Origin of the sequence: Asticcacaulis sp., from assembly GCF_035497195.1 — a bacterium.
GTDB lineage: Bacteria > Pseudomonadota > Alphaproteobacteria > Caulobacterales > Caulobacteraceae > Asticcacaulis.
Genome location: NZ_DATJDZ010000019.1, coordinates 489140 through 505562, shown reverse-complemented (window position 1 = coordinate 505562; position 16423 = coordinate 489140). Strand labels below are relative to the sequence as shown.

The following is a 16423-nucleotide window of genomic DNA, read 5'->3' as shown; positions in this document are numbered from 1 at the left end:
GGACATTTGGCGGATGCGGATGCATGCCGCGGGCATTGTCCTCGTCCTTGGCTGTGGCCTGTCCGTCCTCATCATGGCGGTGGGGATGGGGCGCTCCCTTGAGACCACGCGCGTCCATTATTACGCAGAGAAGCATATGGCCGACCTGGCCGTTTCTCTGGTCCGCGCGCCGGACAGGCTGGCGACCGGCATCGAGGACGCGCCGGGGGTGTCTGCCGTCGAAACGCGGATATCGGGTTATGCCCTGCTCGATCTGCCGCACGTCTTGGAACCGGTTGCCGCACACCTGGTTTCCCTTCCCCGGCAAGGGCGGCCAAAGGTCAATGATCTGGCGCTCGTTTCTGGCCGTTGGCCCGATGCGTCGCGTCCCCAGGACGCACTGGTCAACGAAGCCTTTGCCAAGGCCGTCGGACTGAAGCCTGGCGACACACTGGACGCTATTGTTCATGGCCACCGTCAGAGGCTGGTCATTGCCGGCGTAGCCAACTCGCCGGAATTCGTGTTCGTCGCTGCCCCCGGCGAAATGTTTCCGCAACCTGAGCGCTTTGCGGTGATCTGGATGGGACGTGACGCATTGGGCGAAGCCTATGATATGCGTGGCGCCTTCAATGACGCCGTTATCCGCCTGGCGCCCGGCGCAGACGCACGCAAAGCGAAGGTGGCCATCGACGCGGCTCTGCGCGCCTATGGCGCCTCCGGCACGCAAGGTCGCGATCGCATGATGTCGGACCGGTATCTGAGCGAAGAGCTAAATCAGCTTGGCGTGCTTGCCAGTTTTATTCCGGCGTTTTTTCTGATCGTTGCGGCCTTCCTCGTCAATGTCTCGATGGGACGTGTCATCGCCACAGAGCGCTCCAATATCGGCCTGCTCAAAGCTTTCGGTTACAGCGATCTGGCGATTGCCTGGCATTACGCTGAAAGCGCGCTCATATTCGGCGCGCTCGGCTTGGCCGTGGGCATAGCGGCAGGCACGGGTTATGGCCGCTTTGTCGCCGGTCAATATAGCCAGTTCTACCATTTTCCGAACCTCCAGTTTTCGACCTCGTTATCCACACTGGCGCTGGCGGCTGCGGCCAGCTTCGCGGCCGCCGGGCTCGGTGCGTGGAGCGCCGTCAACCGGGCCGCCCGCCTGGCTCCGGCCGAAGCTCTGGCGCCCCCGCAGCCCGCCAATTTCGACCATGGCACCAGATCGCTCCACGGCGTGACGGAGGGTCTGGACGCCAAGACCCGCATCATTCTGCGGCGTATAACCCGCTTTCCCAGGCGTGCGGTGACAACATCCATCGGGATTGGCCTCGCCATGTCCATTCTCATTGTCACACAATCCTTCCCCGCCGAGATGACCTATATGCTCGACGTGCATTTCGGGCTTGCCAACCGGCAAAACGTGACGCTCACCTTTGGCGAGACGCACGAAGTCGGTACACTTCATGACATCGCGCATTTGCCTGGCGTCATCAGGGCCGAGCCCTTCCGTATCGATGGTGTCGCTTTCAGCAAGGATCAGCGACGCGTCCAGGAAGCCCTGATCGGTATGAGCCCGAACGCCACTCTTAACCGCCTCATCGGGCGTGACCTGTCGGTTATATCTCCACCGGCTGACGGCGTGCTCCTGTCGCGTTCCCTGGCTCGCAAGCTTGTTGCCTTACCCGGTGATGAGATCACTGTAGAGCAGACCCAGGGCCGGCGCATTCGTGCGCGTGTGCGGGTCGCAGGGATTGTCGATCCGATGATCGGTTCATCCGGCTATATGGAACTGGGTGCGCTTTCCAGGTTAATGCGCGAACCGGGTCGGATCAGCGGCGCCTATGTGCACCTCGACCCGGCTGGCTACCAGGCGTTCACACAGCGCTTAAAGGGCACCCCAAGCCTGATGGGGGCAAGTTTCGTTTCCCTCGCCGAGCGGTCCATGCGCAAGAACTTCAACGAACATATGGGGTTGATGACGGCCATCTATTCGGGCTTTGCCGCTATCATGGCGGGCGGTGTCGCGTTTTCCGCCGCACGTGTGACCCTGGCAGAACAGCAGCGCGATCTCGCCACATTGCGTGTGCTGGGCTTCACCCGTCTTGAGGTCTCTTATGTCTTGATTGGCGAGATCGCCATTCTGTCCCTCCTGAGTATTCCCTTGGCCATCCCCTTCGGCACCGCCATGGCGATCTGGATGACCCATCTGTTCAGCACCGAAAATTTTGCCTTTCCCTATGTCTTCAATCCGACGGGCTACGCTTTCGCCATTGGCTTTACGCTGACCTGCGTTTTGGCGGCGGCCCTGATCGTGCGCGCGTCCGTCGATCACCTGGACATGGTGGGCGTCCTGAAAGCGAGAGATTAAAAGATGAAATTGCCAAAACCAAATTTAAGCCATCTCCTTTGGTTGGGCGCGGGCATCGTGCTCCTGGCAGCCTTCTTGTGGATGATGTGGCCCAGATCCAAGGCCGTCGAAACCGCGATCGTCGATCGGGGCGTCGTCCAGCATGACATCATTGATGAAGGACGTACGCGCATCCACAATGTGTTCGTTGTCGCGGCGCCGGTCGCAGGGGAGTTGCAGCGCATTGCCGTCGAACCGGGCGATGCCGTCGTGCGTGGTCAGACCGTGGCTCTGCTGTCTCCAGCCTCCCCTGCGCTGCTCGACGCGCGGCTCTCAGCGGAAACACAAGCCGGCATCATGGCGGCCGCCGCCGGCCTGCGCTCGGCCGATGCCGATCTGGCGCTGGCCCGCCGGGATCGGCTTCGAACTCAGACCTTGTTTGATCGCGGCTATGCCAGTCAGGCCGCCCTGGACAATGCCACGGCCGTGCTCGATGCGGCCCAGGCGACGCGGCTGGCCCGCCTGGCTCAGTTGAAACAGGCCCAGGTGGCCGCGGGGACGCCCGGCGGTGAGACCGGCGTCATCACCACAGTGAAAAGCCCGGTCGCGGGCCAGGTCTTGCAGCTTTACCAGCAAAGCGAGACGGTCCTGCCCGCAGGCTCTCCGCTGTTGAGCATAGGCGACCCCGCCGAAGTCGAAATTGTCAGCGAATTCCTGTCGCAGGACGCGGTGTTGATGAAGGTTGGCAACAATGCCTTCGTTGAAGGATGGGGCGGAAACACGCCCATCCCTGCGCGGATCAGCCGAATAGAACCCTACGCACACACCAAGGTGTCCGCGCTCGGTGTGGAGGAGCAGCGTGTCAATGTCATCGCGCAGTTGATCCACCCGGATTCGGCGCCTTCGCTCGGCCATGGATTTCGCGTGGATCTGCGCGTCGTCATTTCCCGGCAAGAGGGTGCTATGCGTGTGCCCGTCGATTGTCTTGTCCGCAATGGCGAGGCTTGGTCGGTCTTCAGGGTCGAGAAGGGTCGTGCGGTTTTGAGGCCAGTCCAAATCGGCGATGGCGGCGACCGGTTTCGGGCCGTTATATCCGGGCTTTCCGCCGGGGATCGTCTTGTTCTTTTCCCTGGCGATACGCTCAGGTCCGGCGACAAGGTGCAACCGAAATAAGATTGCCCGCATTCAGGCACTCGCCTTTCGACCGGGCGACCGGGCTCCGTCATCCATTTCTGCGGCCCGTTTTCATCCCTCGGTGGGTCACGACCTGGCAATTTGGTTGCTACAGTGGCTGGATTGACGAAGGTCAAATCTTTCGGTTGAGAAAGGGATAGTCTTCGTTCGAGGTCGTCTGTGCCTGCCCCCCCGCCGGGACCACCTTTCCCAACGGAGCGCAAGTTGGGGGCGGGTTGTCACTCGGCCAGTCTGTTACGGAGTTGGGTTTATGCCCCACCGGAATACGTTAAGTTAGGAGAAATCAATGACGCAACCCAATCCCCTCCCCTATCACCATTCCGTGGTGTGGGTTCTGGTCGCCGACAGCCGCCAGGCGAAGGTCTATTTGCGCGTACCCAGCGGGGATTTCGTGGCGCGCGCCACGCCCCAACCAGAAGGTGCCTTGACCTGGGGGCTTCAACCCGTCGATACCCTTGCCTTCGAGGCCGAGCCGATCGAGGCTTACGATACAGGCAGCGGTCTCTCCGCAACGATCTTCGAGAGCAGTGGCAATGTCCGTCATTTGACCGAGCCGCGTATGGACATTCGCACAAAGATCAAGGCGGACCTGGCCGAACGCGTGGCCGGCCAGTTGAACCGGGCGAAGACAGACAACCGTTTTGACTACCTCGTTATCATAGCGCCCCCTGTCTGGCTCGGCATACTGCGTCCGCATCTTGCCAAAGCGGTGCGCGACGTCGTGCTGGTTGAACTGGCAAAGGAATTTACCAATCTTCCGCTTCATGCGCTTACAGAGCGCCTGCGAGATATCTTCCCGGCGCGTGAACTGCCACATTGAAGCATCACCCATATTCAGGGGCTTGATTGCCATCAATTTTGAACCTCTGGCCGCATGTTAGGTCTTTCAGGCACAAGGCGCCCTTCTCCTGCGCTGGAGGCCTCAACACTCTCAGCCGCTATGAGCTGCTGCCGGTTCGACGGACACCGAGTGTAGCCTGTTAAGCTATTCCGCACTCTCCTGTCGCAATGATCAAATCCTTTTGTACGATGCCCCGCAGCGGCCATCCGGAGCGAACCATAAGCGTTGGCCGTTTCCTGGGTGGCTCCCTGATCGCATTGACCAGATTGTCGTCGCTGTACTGGCTGCCTGAAGGGCTGTCGCCACCTCTTTGCGCTTCTTGTCGGCTGCCGGATCCATTTGATTCAGCAGCCGCTGTCGGGCTTCGTCGCGGTGGTCCCTGGCATCACGAAGCGAATTGAGCCGGTACGGTCCGAACGACAGAAGTTTTTCCTGGTGTCCGCGGCATGAAGATACCACCAGACACGGCGCCCCCAAATACCCCGGACGTTGCCGGACATGGGGTGGGGATTTCACCGGATGAATATCAGGCTAAACTACCATAAAATAAGGATTTTTCCAATATCGCCGGGCCCTGGCGGAAGAAAATTGGTTGGGCACGGACTCACGTTCAGCCGGTATGTCTATGTTATTAAACCGTCTATAACGTCGGTATATCAATGCAACCCCATCCGTGACCCCAATTAAATATTATGCCTTAGGTTTGACTCCTTATCGGGGATTAAATGACCCCAACTTAAGCTTTCTAAATTAGAAGCAAATTTTAGCGGCGTTATATGAATCAATGTCTGAAAATCAAAACGGCACTCGCAACTGCCCAGTTAACTTAACGCAGCTCGGGTTCCTTAACGATGCCTTGGTCGCAATTGTGACACTGGCGTATCGTAAGCCGTGAAGTCCTAGTTCTTCGCTAGCCATTTGCTTCGAGCCGGAATCAGGCCAGTTTCTCTAATCCAAACTGAACGTGACACCTACTCGCTGCTGCGATCCCAGGAGAACGAAAAATATACGGCCCTCGCCATAAGCAGGCAATGCGATTTTTATAGCTGGCCTACTAAGCGATTGCACGACACGGTTTAAGTTTGCTGTGGGCTATGATGGACCATTAGACGGACTAGCAGATCTTAACATTCCCAAAAATCGTCATCATTGGTGGCGAAATTAGCTTGTCGTCTTTCAATTTATCCAAATAATCTGACCACCATTGCGCCATTCTAACTCGTTCATCCCAATGCGCGCCCCGATGGTATATAGCCCGCACCCTGTCGCTACCTTTGTGCGCTAGGGCACGCTCAATGGCATCAGAAGACCATAGCCCGCATTCATTTAGCAGTGTGCTCGCGGTGCTGCGAAAGCCATGCGCCGTCATCTCATCACCAGTGTAGCCCAAACGCCGAAGTGCAACGTTGACCGTGTTTTCACTCATTGGTCTTAGCCCCGTCCGTATCGACGGGAAAACGTATTTGCTGTGGCCTGAAAATGCCTTTGCCTCTGCCAAGATTGCTAGCGCTTGTTGTGACAATGGAACCGCGTGCTCATTGCGCATTTTCATCTTTTCGGCCGGAATTCGCCAGACCTTGCCCGCGAAGTCCAACTCGGCCCATTCCATGTGCCTCAGCTCTCCCGGTCTAACAAAGAGATGGGGCGTGAGGCGGAGGGCTAAGGTGGTGGTCATGTATTTGTCGAAGGTTTCGATTGACCGGAGCAGTTCGCCGAGCGCAGCAGGCTCGATAATAGCAGCCAGGTGTTTTCGCTTTGGTGTGACCAATGCTTCACCTATGTCCGCCGCAGGATTGTGCCGCGCCCGGCCAGTGATAATTGCATATCGGAAAACGCGCGACGCGAATGCTCTGAGCCGCTTTGCCGTTTCGTAGATGCCCCGGCGTTCAAACTTTTTAAGCGCAGCCAGAACTTCGTAAGGCTCTATCTCCGCAACAGGGCGTCGGCCTAAATCTGCATCGAGCTGTTTGATGCAGCGCTCGTTTCGGACCTTTGTCGGCTTAGCCCCACCTTCTTTATCCAGCTTGTCTAGAAATTCTCTAGCGACTGCGCCGAATGTATTATTTGCCTGAATGGCGGCGGCGATGGCTTTTCGCTTTTTGTCGGCCGATGGATCGATTCCGTCAGCCAGCAGACGTTTGGCGTTGTCCCGCTTTGCTCGCGCCTCTTTCAGGCCAGTTATCGGGTAGGTTCCGACGGTGAGCTGTTGCTCCTTGTCGTTAAAACGATACTTGAACCGCCATAGTTTTTGCCCAGAAGGCCTCACAATCATAAACAGGCCGCCTGCATCGTACAGTTTGTATTGTTTTTCCAAGGGCTTCGCCGCTCGAATAGACGTATCTGTCATGGTCATTGGGGTCACACTTTTGCAGATTTTGGGCATGACCCTCTGCGTGACCCCAAATTGACCCGGATGCGGGCGAATAAGGCCGTACACTCACGAACGTCATGAGCGCTAAAGTACCATATTTTAAAGGATTTTTCAATACGCGCCGGACCTCGGCGGAAGGAGAAGTGGTGGGTGGGTGGGGACTCGAACCCCAGACCCGCTGATTAAGAGTCAGCTGCTCTACCAACTGAGCTACACACCCGAACCAATTCTTCGGAACCAACCGAGCTTGGTGACCCCGGCGGTGAGGCGCGGAACATAGCCAATTATTTTGGCATGACAAGCGCTAAATTCGCTTTTCCCAAAGTTTTTAAACTTGAGGATTCAAAGCGCTCGACCAGGCATCGCGCGCCTTAACGCCAGTATCGGCGAAATCGGTGAAAACCCCATCCACACCCAGGTCGAACAGATCGAAATACTCTTTCTGGGCGTCACCTTTATAATATGGATCAAGCTGGTCGCTGCGCATCGTCCAGGTATGGACTTGCAGGCCGCGCGCATGGGCATTGTCGATAATATCGCGGCGATACACCGGCTTGCCCTTGGCGAAGCTTAGCAGGTGCCGTTTCCACGGTGCGACGATATCGGCATAGGCGGCGATCTCGCTCAGGCCTGCCGGTGACAACTGATCGTGGTTGTCCCCTGCCCGACCTGCCAGCACCCAGTCATAGGGCTTGTCGGACGGGGGCTTGAGGATCATGGCGCCGGTATCCGGATCGGTGTCGAACCCATCGATCAGTTGCATCAGGCGGATGGTGGTTTTCCGGCGCAGGTATTTCAGATTGGCGGTCTCGAACGACTGAATGATGGCCGGCGACGAGGCCTTGTTCATTCCGGTCTTGTTAAGAGTCTCCAGCAGCTTGTCCTCGATGGCCAGGCCGAGCGCCTGGTGGAAGCTTGGATGCTTGATTTCCGGATAGATCCCGATGGCGCGGCCCGTCTCGCGTGATTTGACCTGCGCCAGATCGATGACCTCCTGAAAAGTCTGGACCTGATACTGGCCGTCATGGCTATGGTCACGGTCCTGGAAGGCCTGTTTGGCGCGCAGGGTCTTGATCTCGGCCAAGGTGAAGTCGCAGGTGAAGAAGTCGGTGGTGTCGATACCGTCCAGCTTGCGGGTGCGCTTGCGGTCGGCGAATTCGGGATGGTCGATGATGTTGGTGGTGACTGAGAGCAGCGGCTCGTGACGCACGATCAGGTGGCCGTCAGAGGTCGACACCACATCGGGCTCGATAAAGTCAGCCCCCATTTTTATAGCCAGTTCATAGCCGGGAATGGTGTGCTCGGGCAGATAGCCGGGCGCGCCGCGGTGACCGACAATCAGCGGCTTTTTCGGCGTGGCGGCATAGGCGACAGTGGCAGCGGCCATGGTGGCAAGTCCTGCGCCGAGACACCGGCGGCGATTGATATGCATCAGGGTAGCTCCGCTGAAAAAGAAAGGCCAGCCGTTGTGATGAAACGGCTGGCCCAAGGGTGGGAAAGCAAAAAATTAGAACGTTTTACGGACGTTCAGGAACACCTGGCGGGGGGCGCCCGGCAGGATGGTCTGGCTCGTACCGGAGGCATCGGCATTGACAAAGCCGTTCGAGCCGATGGTCGAGATATATTGCTCGTCGGTCAGGTTGGTGACATTGAGTTGAACCGTCGTACCGATGGTCTCGAAGCGATAGCCGAGCGTCAGATCGGAAATCGTGCTCGAAGGCACTTCGCCACCGATATTGGTGTAGGTATAGAAGCGCTTGTCGGTGAAATTGACGCCGAGCGAACCGAAGAACGCACCGTTGTCATAGCCCAGTTCGGTCTTCAGCAGGTTTTTCGGCGTGTTGACCACCCTCTTGTCCTTCGTCGGGGTGATCACCGGATTGCCGGCGCCATCGAACGAGTGGACATCGTCTTCATAGGTCGAGTCGTTATAGCTATAGGCGGCATAGAGCTTCCACTGCGGGGTGAAGCGGTATGTGCCGGCCAGTTCGATACCCTGGCTGGTGACGCCGCCGACGTTTGACAATACCGGGGCATTGCCCTGGATGCCGGCGCCTTGCGCCACTGCCAGGATGCGGTTGTCGAACTTGACATTATAAAGTGCCGCGACGCCGGAGAATTGCGGGAAGCGGAAACGCAGGCCGCCTTCCATTGTTTTCGACGATTCCGGCTTCAGACTGGTCTTGACGTAATCGATATTGGCCTGGCTTTGCGAACTGAACGGTCCGGCCGTGGCGGCCGATACATAGGCGTCCATGTTTTCGGCATAGGAGCCGAAGACTTCGTAGTTGCTGTTGATCTTGTAGACCGCGCCGACCTGCGGCAGGAAGGTGTCCTTGGACTTCAGTTCGGCCTTGATGGTGCCGCCGACAAGTTGATTGACCTTGTTGGTGGTTTCCAGCGACTTGAAACCGAAATTGACCTTCAGAGCGTCGGTGACCGTCCAGACATCCTGGAGATAGAGCTGGGTCGTCTTGGTGTTGAAGGCGTATTCCCACTGCGTATAGAAGGGGTTGCTCTGGAAACCGAGGCTGTCACGATGCGGCGCGGCAAGCGTCTCGCCGTAGAAGCGGCGAGCCTGGTTGAAATCGTTGTTTTCCACCCAGAAGCCGGCGGACACCTGATGCGCGCCGAGATCGAGCGTGGCGCCGCCGATGGCGCCGGTGCGGTTGATATCATATTCCGTGGTGCGGATGGAGACATAGGCGTCATCCGAGGACGGATCGGCCGCATTATAGAAGGGCGAATAGCTGACGCCCGGCGACGGCAGATATGGCGTGACCCACAGGCCCTGGCCCTTGTTGGTATGGTTGTAGATGGTGGCGTTGACCTTCAACATGTCGGAAACCGGCAGGTTGAGGGTGATGCCCGACAGGGTGTCATCACGCACGCCGCCGCCATAATAATAGGCATCGTCAACCGTGGTGATCTTGCCCGGATAGGTCGGGGTGGTCTGGGTTTGGTAGAGTTGCGCCACCTGGTTGGCCAGCTTCCAGTCGGGCTGGAAGTTATCCCAGTCGGAACCCAGGCGGTCGATCATCTCGAACGACATATCCTGATAATCCTGTTCGCGTCGCTGGCTATGATTGACGAAAGCTGACAACGAACCTTCACCGATCGGCAGGACCGCCTTGGCGTCGACCTGCTGCTGCTTCTGCTCGCCGCCGCCCTTCCACTTGTCGGTCTTCATGTCGACCGCGGAGATATAGCCGCGCAGGCCACCAAGCGCCGTAATCGCGCCGGTTTCAAAGCGGCCATAGAGACGGTGCATGGAGTCAGAACCGACCGTGCCGGCCAGTTCGCCACCGAGGGTTTCGGACGGATCGCGCGACACGAACTTCAGCGTACCGCCCATGTTCGACGAGGTGGCAGAATCGAGCGAACCGGCGCCTTGCGAGAGATCCGCGCGGGCGATGTCTTCATTGATGATGGCGCGCGAGATATGCAGGCCATTATAGTTGCCGTAGGACATGTCGCCGAGGGTGACGCCATCGAGCGTGAAGCCCATCTGATTCTGGTTGAAGCCGCGCACCGAGATGCGGGCCGACCACTCATAGGCGCCAAACGGATCAGCCGACTGGAAGGAGACGCCCGGCAGCTTGTCGAGCACCTTCAGCGGGCTGGTGCCCGGCGCCAGCTTGGTGATGTCCTCGGCCTTGACCGACTGGGTCTGGTGGCTCTGGCCCTGCCCGTAAACAATGACCTCAGTGACGTCTTCGGAAGTGGTCGGTACGGCGGTAGCGGCAGCGACTGGTGCGGTGTCCTGTGCGTGAACCATGCCGGCACTCAGAAGAGCGAAGGCAGCCACGGATGTGAACAGTGCGATTTTCATGATTTATCCCCACGGAACTCAAGTGTTCCATGGAAAAACGCCGTAATCCGGCTTGATGACGGTTCATTCAAGGATTTTGGAAGCTATCGTGTCAGGTCCGAAACAGTTTAATGACACCAGACAAAAGACTGATTTCATGAAGAAAATAACTGTGCCTTCCGGGTTACAGATACCATAATCTGTAAAATGGGAGGGAAATTTAAATGAAACCTGAGCTGCTGATCCCGGGAAACAGCCAAAGCGCGTGGTTGTGGCCAACGCCTTTATCGGCGCCGCTTGATGATATCGAGCGGTTTGACTGGGTCGAAGGCAGTTTTTCCGTGATTACGCGCCCGCCGGAAACGCTCGGCCCGCGCCAGCGCGCGCCGCAATCGATACAGTCGAAGCGAAATACCTGGCCATCCGGCCATATTGGCAAATCCTGGGGCTGGGGAGCAATAAACTTACTGCACCATCGGTGACGCCAAAGCCGCTTTCCGGGCCGGTAGTTCCGCCTCATAGCGGGCGTGTTCCTCGTCGCGCTCCGCCTTCCACGCTTTGAGCAACACCGCCCGGCGCTTGGGGTAACGGTTCTCCAGCGGAGTCCACGTCACGATCCGGTCGGCGCGCAGATGGCGGAAGGCCTGACGCATCTCACACCACACCACCACCATGCGGATATGCTCGAAGAAACCGAGCGCGATCGGCCACACCACACGGTCGGTCGTCACTTCCTTAAGGTCAGTATAGCGTACCTCCACGCGGCATTCACTGCGGATCGAGGCCCGGATATCACCGAGGTCGATCCGGCTCGGCGGCGTTGACCAGCTCGGCACCACCAACAGGCCGGACGTCTCGATCTCGTCCGCCAGATCCTTCGGCAGCACGGCGACAATCTTGGTCAGGGCGTTCTGCGCCGCATAGCCCAGGCGCGCATCGCCACGATCGGCCACCCAGCGCACGCCCAGCACCAACGCTTCCAGTTCTTCCTGAGACAGCATCAGCGGCGGCAGCATGTAGCCCGGCCGCAGCACATAGCCGACGCCCGGTTCGCCTTCAATATGCGCGCCCTGCGCCTGAAGTGCGCCGATGTCGCGGTAAAGCGTGCGCAGCGAGATATCGAGTTCACGCGCCAGTTCGGCGCCCGACACCGGATAACGGTGGCGGCGCAACAGTTGCAGCAGATCAAGCAGGCGGGTGGCACGCGACATGGGAGCGTCCTTTGGTAAGGTTATTTCTAGGTACGCGGCACTGATGACAGTCTATCATCCATTTCATGCCAAGTTCTGTCAGCATAATTCCGGCGACCCCGCAAATATTGTGGACACTTGACTCTCACAACAGAACATACATACTGCTCGGTATGTCAAATCTGAACGATTTCATCCCCTCACGCCGCGACCCCGGCCGCACCCGCGAACGCCTGATGAATGCCGCGTTCGAGGAGGTTTATCATTCTGGATTCCGGGGCAGCGACCTCAATGCCATCCTGGCGAAAGCGGGCGTCACCAAGGGGGCGCTCTATCACCATTTCACCGGCAAGGAAGCCCTCGGCCACGCCGTCATCGAACAGGTGATCGCCCGCATCACTCAGGACAAATGGCTGGCGCCGCTCGATGACGTCGATGACCCGATCAACGCCCTGATCGGTATTCTCGACAACACCGGCACCTCTGACGCCGAAGCCGCCGGTGGCTGCCCGCTCAACAATCTGGCGCAGGAGATGTCGCCGCTCGATGAAGGTTTTCGTATGCGGCTTTCGGAGATTTTCACCAACTGGATCAGCGGTGTCACCGATGCCCTGCGGCTGGGCCAGGTCAATGGCAAGGTCCGCCGCGATATCGATCCGCGCGAAACCGCCACCTTCTTCGTCGCCAGTTACGAAGGTTATATGTCGCTGGCCAAGACCGCCCAGGATGGCCGTGTGCTGATTTCCGGCCTGAAGCAGTTGCGCGTTTATCTGGAAGGCTTACGGCCATAACCGGCTTTGAAAGTAAGATAGAAAAGGTATTCACAGATAAGCCAGACAAGCACGGATAATCAAAGCTTTAATTGGCTGGCGATTGTTCCGGCGTTACCTGTTCACCGCCTAGGCCCTGTGACGGTTTGGCGGCCTGACCGACTGTATCTGTCACGCGCCGGGTCATATCCTGCGTATCGGTCGTAGGGCCGCCCGGTGTCCGCATCGGCGCAGGCGCCGCCGGCTTCAGGCTGGCCGATGGATTGACGCCAAAACCCTGCGCTTTCAACATCAGATTGATGGTTTCATGCACGAAGATAGCGTCCGTCACCACGCCGAGTTCGAGCCGTTGATTGTCGTCCTCAACCTGCTTGATCAGCACCCCGGCGATGAAGGTGTGTCCCTTGCCGCCCTGGCTGGTCATGAAAACCGGTCCGCCTGAATTGCCCGGCACGGCGGTCAGGTCGATCAGGAAAGTGGGATAGCTGGCTGAAGGCGCCACTGGCCAGGAAGCCAGTCGGCCAGCGCGCAGGATCGGAAAGCCCGCCACATTGGCTGACAGACCATGCGGATAACCGAGCGTCATCATTTCATCGCCGGCAGCGACACCCTCATTAATAAAGGTGGCGTCATCGGCCAGCCAGGCGGCGGGAATGGCGGAATCGCGCAGGCCTTCGGGCACAGTAACCGGTATGACGGCGATATCCTGCGACGGGTGCTGATACCAGGTGGGACCATTGGCTGTGCGGATGGTCATGTTGGAGGGGACATAGCGCCAGTTGCCTGTCACGCCCTCAACGCGCCAGCCGATACGCACATCGGCCGCCGGCATCTTTTCAAAGACATGGGCGGCGGTGACAAGGACGATCTGGCTTGTGCCGTCGCCCTTGGGTACGGACACCAGGAAACCGGTGCCGACCATGCGCTTGGCCTCGCTGATCGGCTGATCGATCTGGACGGTCGCCTTGATCAGGGCCACGGTCAGGTCAACATCCATCATCACGCTTTTCCCCCCAAAAAACCTTAAAACACAGCCAAAGCCATTTGACGGCATTTACGGATTGGGTCAATCCTCTACCCCAACCGTGCGCCACGCCGCCGTACTTTGACTACGCCACGTAGCCGTTTTATGACGCAGGCTGGTTTTACCGCCACACTCCCCGATCAAGGAACATTCATTGTCCGCTTTTCCTAAAATGCCCGCTGCGCCCGCACCTGCCAAACAGCCCTTCGCTATCGAACAGCTTGGCCACACGCGTATCGACGAATACCACTGGATGAAGGACGACAACTGGCAGGCGGTGCTGCGCGATCCGGGCCTGATCCGGGCCGACATCAAGGCGGCTCTGGTCGAGGAAAACGCCTATTCCGCCGCCATGCTGGACAGCACCAAAGCCTTGCAGGATGATATCTTTGCCGAAATGAAAGGCCGCATCAAGGAAGACGATTCCAGCGTGCCTTCGCCCGATGGCGTTTGGGAATATTATTCACGCTTTGAAAAAGGTGCCCAGCATCCTTTCGTCGCTCGCCGTCCGCGCACAACAGGCGATTTCCAAAGCGTCATCCCTTCGACCGACGATACCCGCGCCATCGAGCAAATCCTGCTCAATGAGGACGAACGGGCAAAAGGCAGCGATTTCTACGAGACCTCCGATGCCCAGCACAGTCCCGATCACGCGCTTTTCGCCTGGGGCGAGGACACACAAGGCTCCGAGTATTACAAGGTCTATGTCAAGGATCTGGCGACCGGCGAAATCCTGCCTAATCCGATCGAAAGCTGCGATGGCGGCTTCACCTTCTCGCCGGATTCCCAATACATCTTCTGGACCTGGCGCGACGAGAACTCACGCCCGGCCAAGGTCTATCGCCGTCCGGCCAGAGGCGGTGAGGACGTACTGATCTATGATGAACCGGATGAGGGCTTTTTTCTGAATGTCGGCACGCTCAGTTCCGACGCCTTTATCAGCATTGGCGGCGGCAATCACGAGACCAACGAAACCTGGCTGATCCCCGCCGCCACGCCGGAAGCCCTGCCCTTCTGCGTCGAGCCGCGCCGGGAAGGCGTCCAGTACGATATCGACCACTGGGACGACCGCTTCATCATCCGCACCAATGCCGACGACGCCATCGATTTCAAGTTGATGGTCTCTGCCGCTGAAAAGCCCACGCGCGACACCTGGCAAGACCTTGTGCCGCATCGCCCCGGCATCTATGTCACCGGTTCCGGCGTCTATAAGCGCCACATGATCCGCGTCGAGCGCGAGAACGCCAATACCCGCGTCGTCATCACGCGCAAGGCCGATATGGCCGAACACGAAATCTCGGTGGCCGAAGAAGCCTACAGTTTGGGCGCTTCCGGCGGTTATGAATATGATACCGACATCATCCGCTACAGCTATACCTCACCGACCACGCCGGCCCAGACCTTCGACTATAATATGGAGACGCGCGAGCAGGTTCTGCGGAAAACCCAGGTCATTCCGTCCGGCCATAACCCGAAAGACTATGTCGCCAAACGGCTCTATGCCACGGCACCGGACGGCCAGAGCGTCCCCATCACCGCACTGATGAAGGCGGATACCAAACTCGACGGTTCCGCTCCGCTGATGCTCTATGCCTATGGTTCCTACGGCATGCCAATGGACCCCGGTTTCTCGATCCGCAGTTTGAGTCTCGTCAATCGCGGCTGGGTTTATGCCATCGCCCATATCCGCGGCGGCTCTGAAAAAGGCTACGGCTGGTTCCTCGACGGCCGCAAATACAAGAAGATGAACACCTTCACCGACTTCATTGCCTGCGCCGAATCCTTAAGTGATGCCGGCTACGGCACGCGCGGCCGGATCGTCGCCTATGGCGGTTCGGCCGGTGGTATGCTGATGGGCGCGGTCACCAATCTGCGGCCGGACCTGTGGGCCGGGGTCATCGGCGCGGTGCCGTTCGTCGATGTGCTCAATACCATGAGCGACACCTCCTTGCCGCTCACCCCTCCGGAATGGCCCGAATGGGGCAATCCGCTGGAAGACGAAGAGGCCTATTCGTACATCGCTTCCTATTCGCCTTATGACAATATCACCGCCAAGGCCTATCCGCCGGTTCTGGCCACCGGCGGTCTCAGCGACACGCGCGTCACCTACTGGGAGCCGATGAAGTGGATCGCCAGGCTGCGCGAGAAATCGACATCGGATGCGCCCATGCTGCTCAAGATCAATATGGAGGCAGGTCATGGCGGCGCTTCCGGTCGGTTTGAGTTCCTGAAGGAGATCGCTTTCGACTATGCCTTCGCCATTTGGGCCGTAGGACGCAAGGCATGATTGATATCCGCCCGGCGACCGAAGACGACTTTACCGCTATCACCGCCATCTATGCCTGGAATGTCGCGCATGGCACGGGCACCTTCGCGCTGGAAGCGCCGTTAATCGATGAAATACTGGCCGGTTTTCACGCCGTACAGAAACTGCGACTACCCTATCTGGTGGCGGTGGAGGACGGCAAGATTTTGGGCTATGCCTATGCTGCGCCCTTCCGCACCCGTCCGGCCTATAAATATGTCGTGGAGGACAGCATCTATCTGGCGCCGGAAGCCACCGGCCGCGGCATCGGCAAGGCGCTGTTGCTGAAACTGATGGAACTCTGCACCAAACGCGGCCTTTACAGTATGATCGCCGTGATCGGCGATAGCGAAAACCTGGCCTCGATCGGCGTGCATAAGGCGTGTGGCTTTGACTACACCGGCAGTCTGCCCCGTGCAGGCTTCAAGTTTGACCGCTGGCTGGATGTCGTCTTCATGACGCGCGACCTGCTGCCCTATACACCCGATCCGCAAGGGGCCGGCTGGGATGATTAATTGGCCCGATTGCGATAACGACGTTCACTCAAAAGTAGCAATTTTGTGAAATAATTCAGGGAAAGTAATAGCTTACCCGCGTGGCCTC

At 58.4% G+C, this 16423-nt stretch carries 13 protein-coding genes and 1 tRNA gene; 7 read left to right on the top strand and 7 right to left on the bottom strand.

Annotated elements, in window-relative coordinates:
* Positions 1 to 13: 13 nt before the first annotated feature.
* From VL130_RS13215 to VL130_RS13205, 3 genes are all read left to right on the top strand, one after another.
* On the top strand, positions 14 to 2335 hold the full coding sequence (locus VL130_RS13215; protein ID WP_325363385.1) for an ABC transporter permease: 2322 nt from the start codon (positions 14 to 16) through the stop codon (positions 2333 to 2335).
* Positions 2336 to 2338: 3 nt separating this feature from the next.
* Positions 2339 to 3487 carry an efflux RND transporter periplasmic adaptor subunit gene (locus VL130_RS13210; protein ID WP_325363384.1) on the top strand — a complete coding sequence of 383 codons (1149 nt, stop codon included), beginning with the start codon at positions 2339 to 2341 and terminating at the stop codon, positions 3485 to 3487.
* 307 nt (positions 3488 to 3794) lie between these two features.
* Positions 3795 to 4328, top strand: coding sequence for a host attachment protein (locus VL130_RS13205; RefSeq protein WP_325363383.1), 534 nt, complete (start codon positions 3795 to 3797; stop codon positions 4326 to 4328).
* A gap of 192 nt (positions 4329 to 4520) precedes the next feature.
* Here the strand turns inward: VL130_RS13205 and VL130_RS19540 are convergent, their stop codons facing one another.
* The 5 genes from VL130_RS19540 to VL130_RS13185 form a co-directional block, all read right to left on the bottom strand.
* Positions 4521 to 4808 (bottom strand): integrase arm-type DNA-binding domain-containing protein, encoded by a 288-nt coding sequence (locus VL130_RS19540; RefSeq protein WP_414636274.1) that lies wholly within the window; start codon positions 4806 to 4808, stop codon positions 4521 to 4523.
* Positions 4809 to 5463: 655 nt separating this feature from the next.
* Positions 5464 to 6702 (bottom strand): tyrosine-type recombinase/integrase, encoded by a 1239-nt coding sequence (locus VL130_RS13200; RefSeq protein WP_325363382.1) that lies wholly within the window; start codon positions 6700 to 6702, stop codon positions 5464 to 5466.
* Positions 6703 to 6864: 162 nt separating this feature from the next.
* A tRNA-Lys gene (locus VL130_RS13195) sits at positions 6865 to 6940 on the bottom strand.
* A 108-nt stretch (positions 6941 to 7048) separates the two neighbouring features.
* Positions 7049 to 8107 carry a glycerophosphodiester phosphodiesterase gene (locus tag VL130_RS13190; RefSeq protein ID WP_325363381.1) on the bottom strand — a complete coding sequence of 353 codons (1059 nt, stop codon included), beginning with the start codon at positions 8105 to 8107 and terminating at the stop codon, positions 7049 to 7051.
* 120 nt (positions 8108 to 8227) lie between these two features.
* A complete protein-coding gene (locus VL130_RS13185) occupies positions 8228 to 10552 on the bottom strand; it encodes a TonB-dependent receptor (RefSeq protein ID WP_325363380.1) in 2325 nt (774 codons plus the stop codon).
* Positions 10553 to 10755: 203 nt separating this feature from the next.
* Here VL130_RS13185 and VL130_RS13180 point away from each other — a divergent pair, with 203 nt between their 5' ends.
* The gene (locus tag VL130_RS13180) at positions 10756 to 11013 is read left to right on the top strand and encodes a hypothetical protein (protein ID WP_325363379.1); all 258 of its coding nucleotides are present in this window, start codon (positions 10756 to 10758) and stop codon (positions 11011 to 11013) included.
* Here the strand turns inward: VL130_RS13180 and VL130_RS13175 are convergent.
* Positions 10996 to 11742, bottom strand: coding sequence for a YafY family protein (locus VL130_RS13175; protein WP_325363378.1), 747 nt, complete (start codon positions 11740 to 11742; stop codon positions 10996 to 10998). The genes VL130_RS13180 and VL130_RS13175 overlap by 18 nt on opposite strands.
* 152 nt (positions 11743 to 11894) lie before the next feature.
* Here VL130_RS13175 and VL130_RS13170 point away from each other — a divergent pair, with 152 nt between their 5' ends.
* Positions 11895 to 12512: a TetR/AcrR family transcriptional regulator gene (locus VL130_RS13170; protein WP_325363377.1), complete on the top strand. Its 618-nt coding sequence runs from the start codon at positions 11895 to 11897 to the stop codon at positions 12510 to 12512.
* 67 nt (positions 12513 to 12579) lie between these two features.
* On the opposite strand, the gene VL130_RS13165 is transcribed toward VL130_RS13170, so the two are convergent.
* The gene (locus VL130_RS13165; protein ID WP_325363376.1) at positions 12580 to 13491 is read right to left on the bottom strand and encodes a serine protease; all 912 of its coding nucleotides are present in this window, start codon (positions 13489 to 13491) and stop codon (positions 12580 to 12582) included.
* A gap of 196 nt (positions 13492 to 13687) precedes the next feature.
* On the opposite strand from VL130_RS13165, the gene VL130_RS13160 reads away from it, so the two are divergent.
* Complete coding sequence (locus VL130_RS13160) at positions 13688 to 15802, top strand: S9 family peptidase (RefSeq protein WP_325363423.1); 2115 nt, start codon at positions 13688 to 13690, stop codon at positions 15800 to 15802.
* On the top strand, positions 15799 to 16335 hold the full coding sequence (locus VL130_RS13155; RefSeq protein ID WP_325363375.1) for a GNAT family N-acetyltransferase: 537 nt from the start codon (positions 15799 to 15801) through the stop codon (positions 16333 to 16335). Before VL130_RS13160 ends, VL130_RS13155 begins: the two co-directional genes overlap by 4 nt.
* The last annotated feature ends 88 nt before the right edge of the window (positions 16336 to 16423 follow it).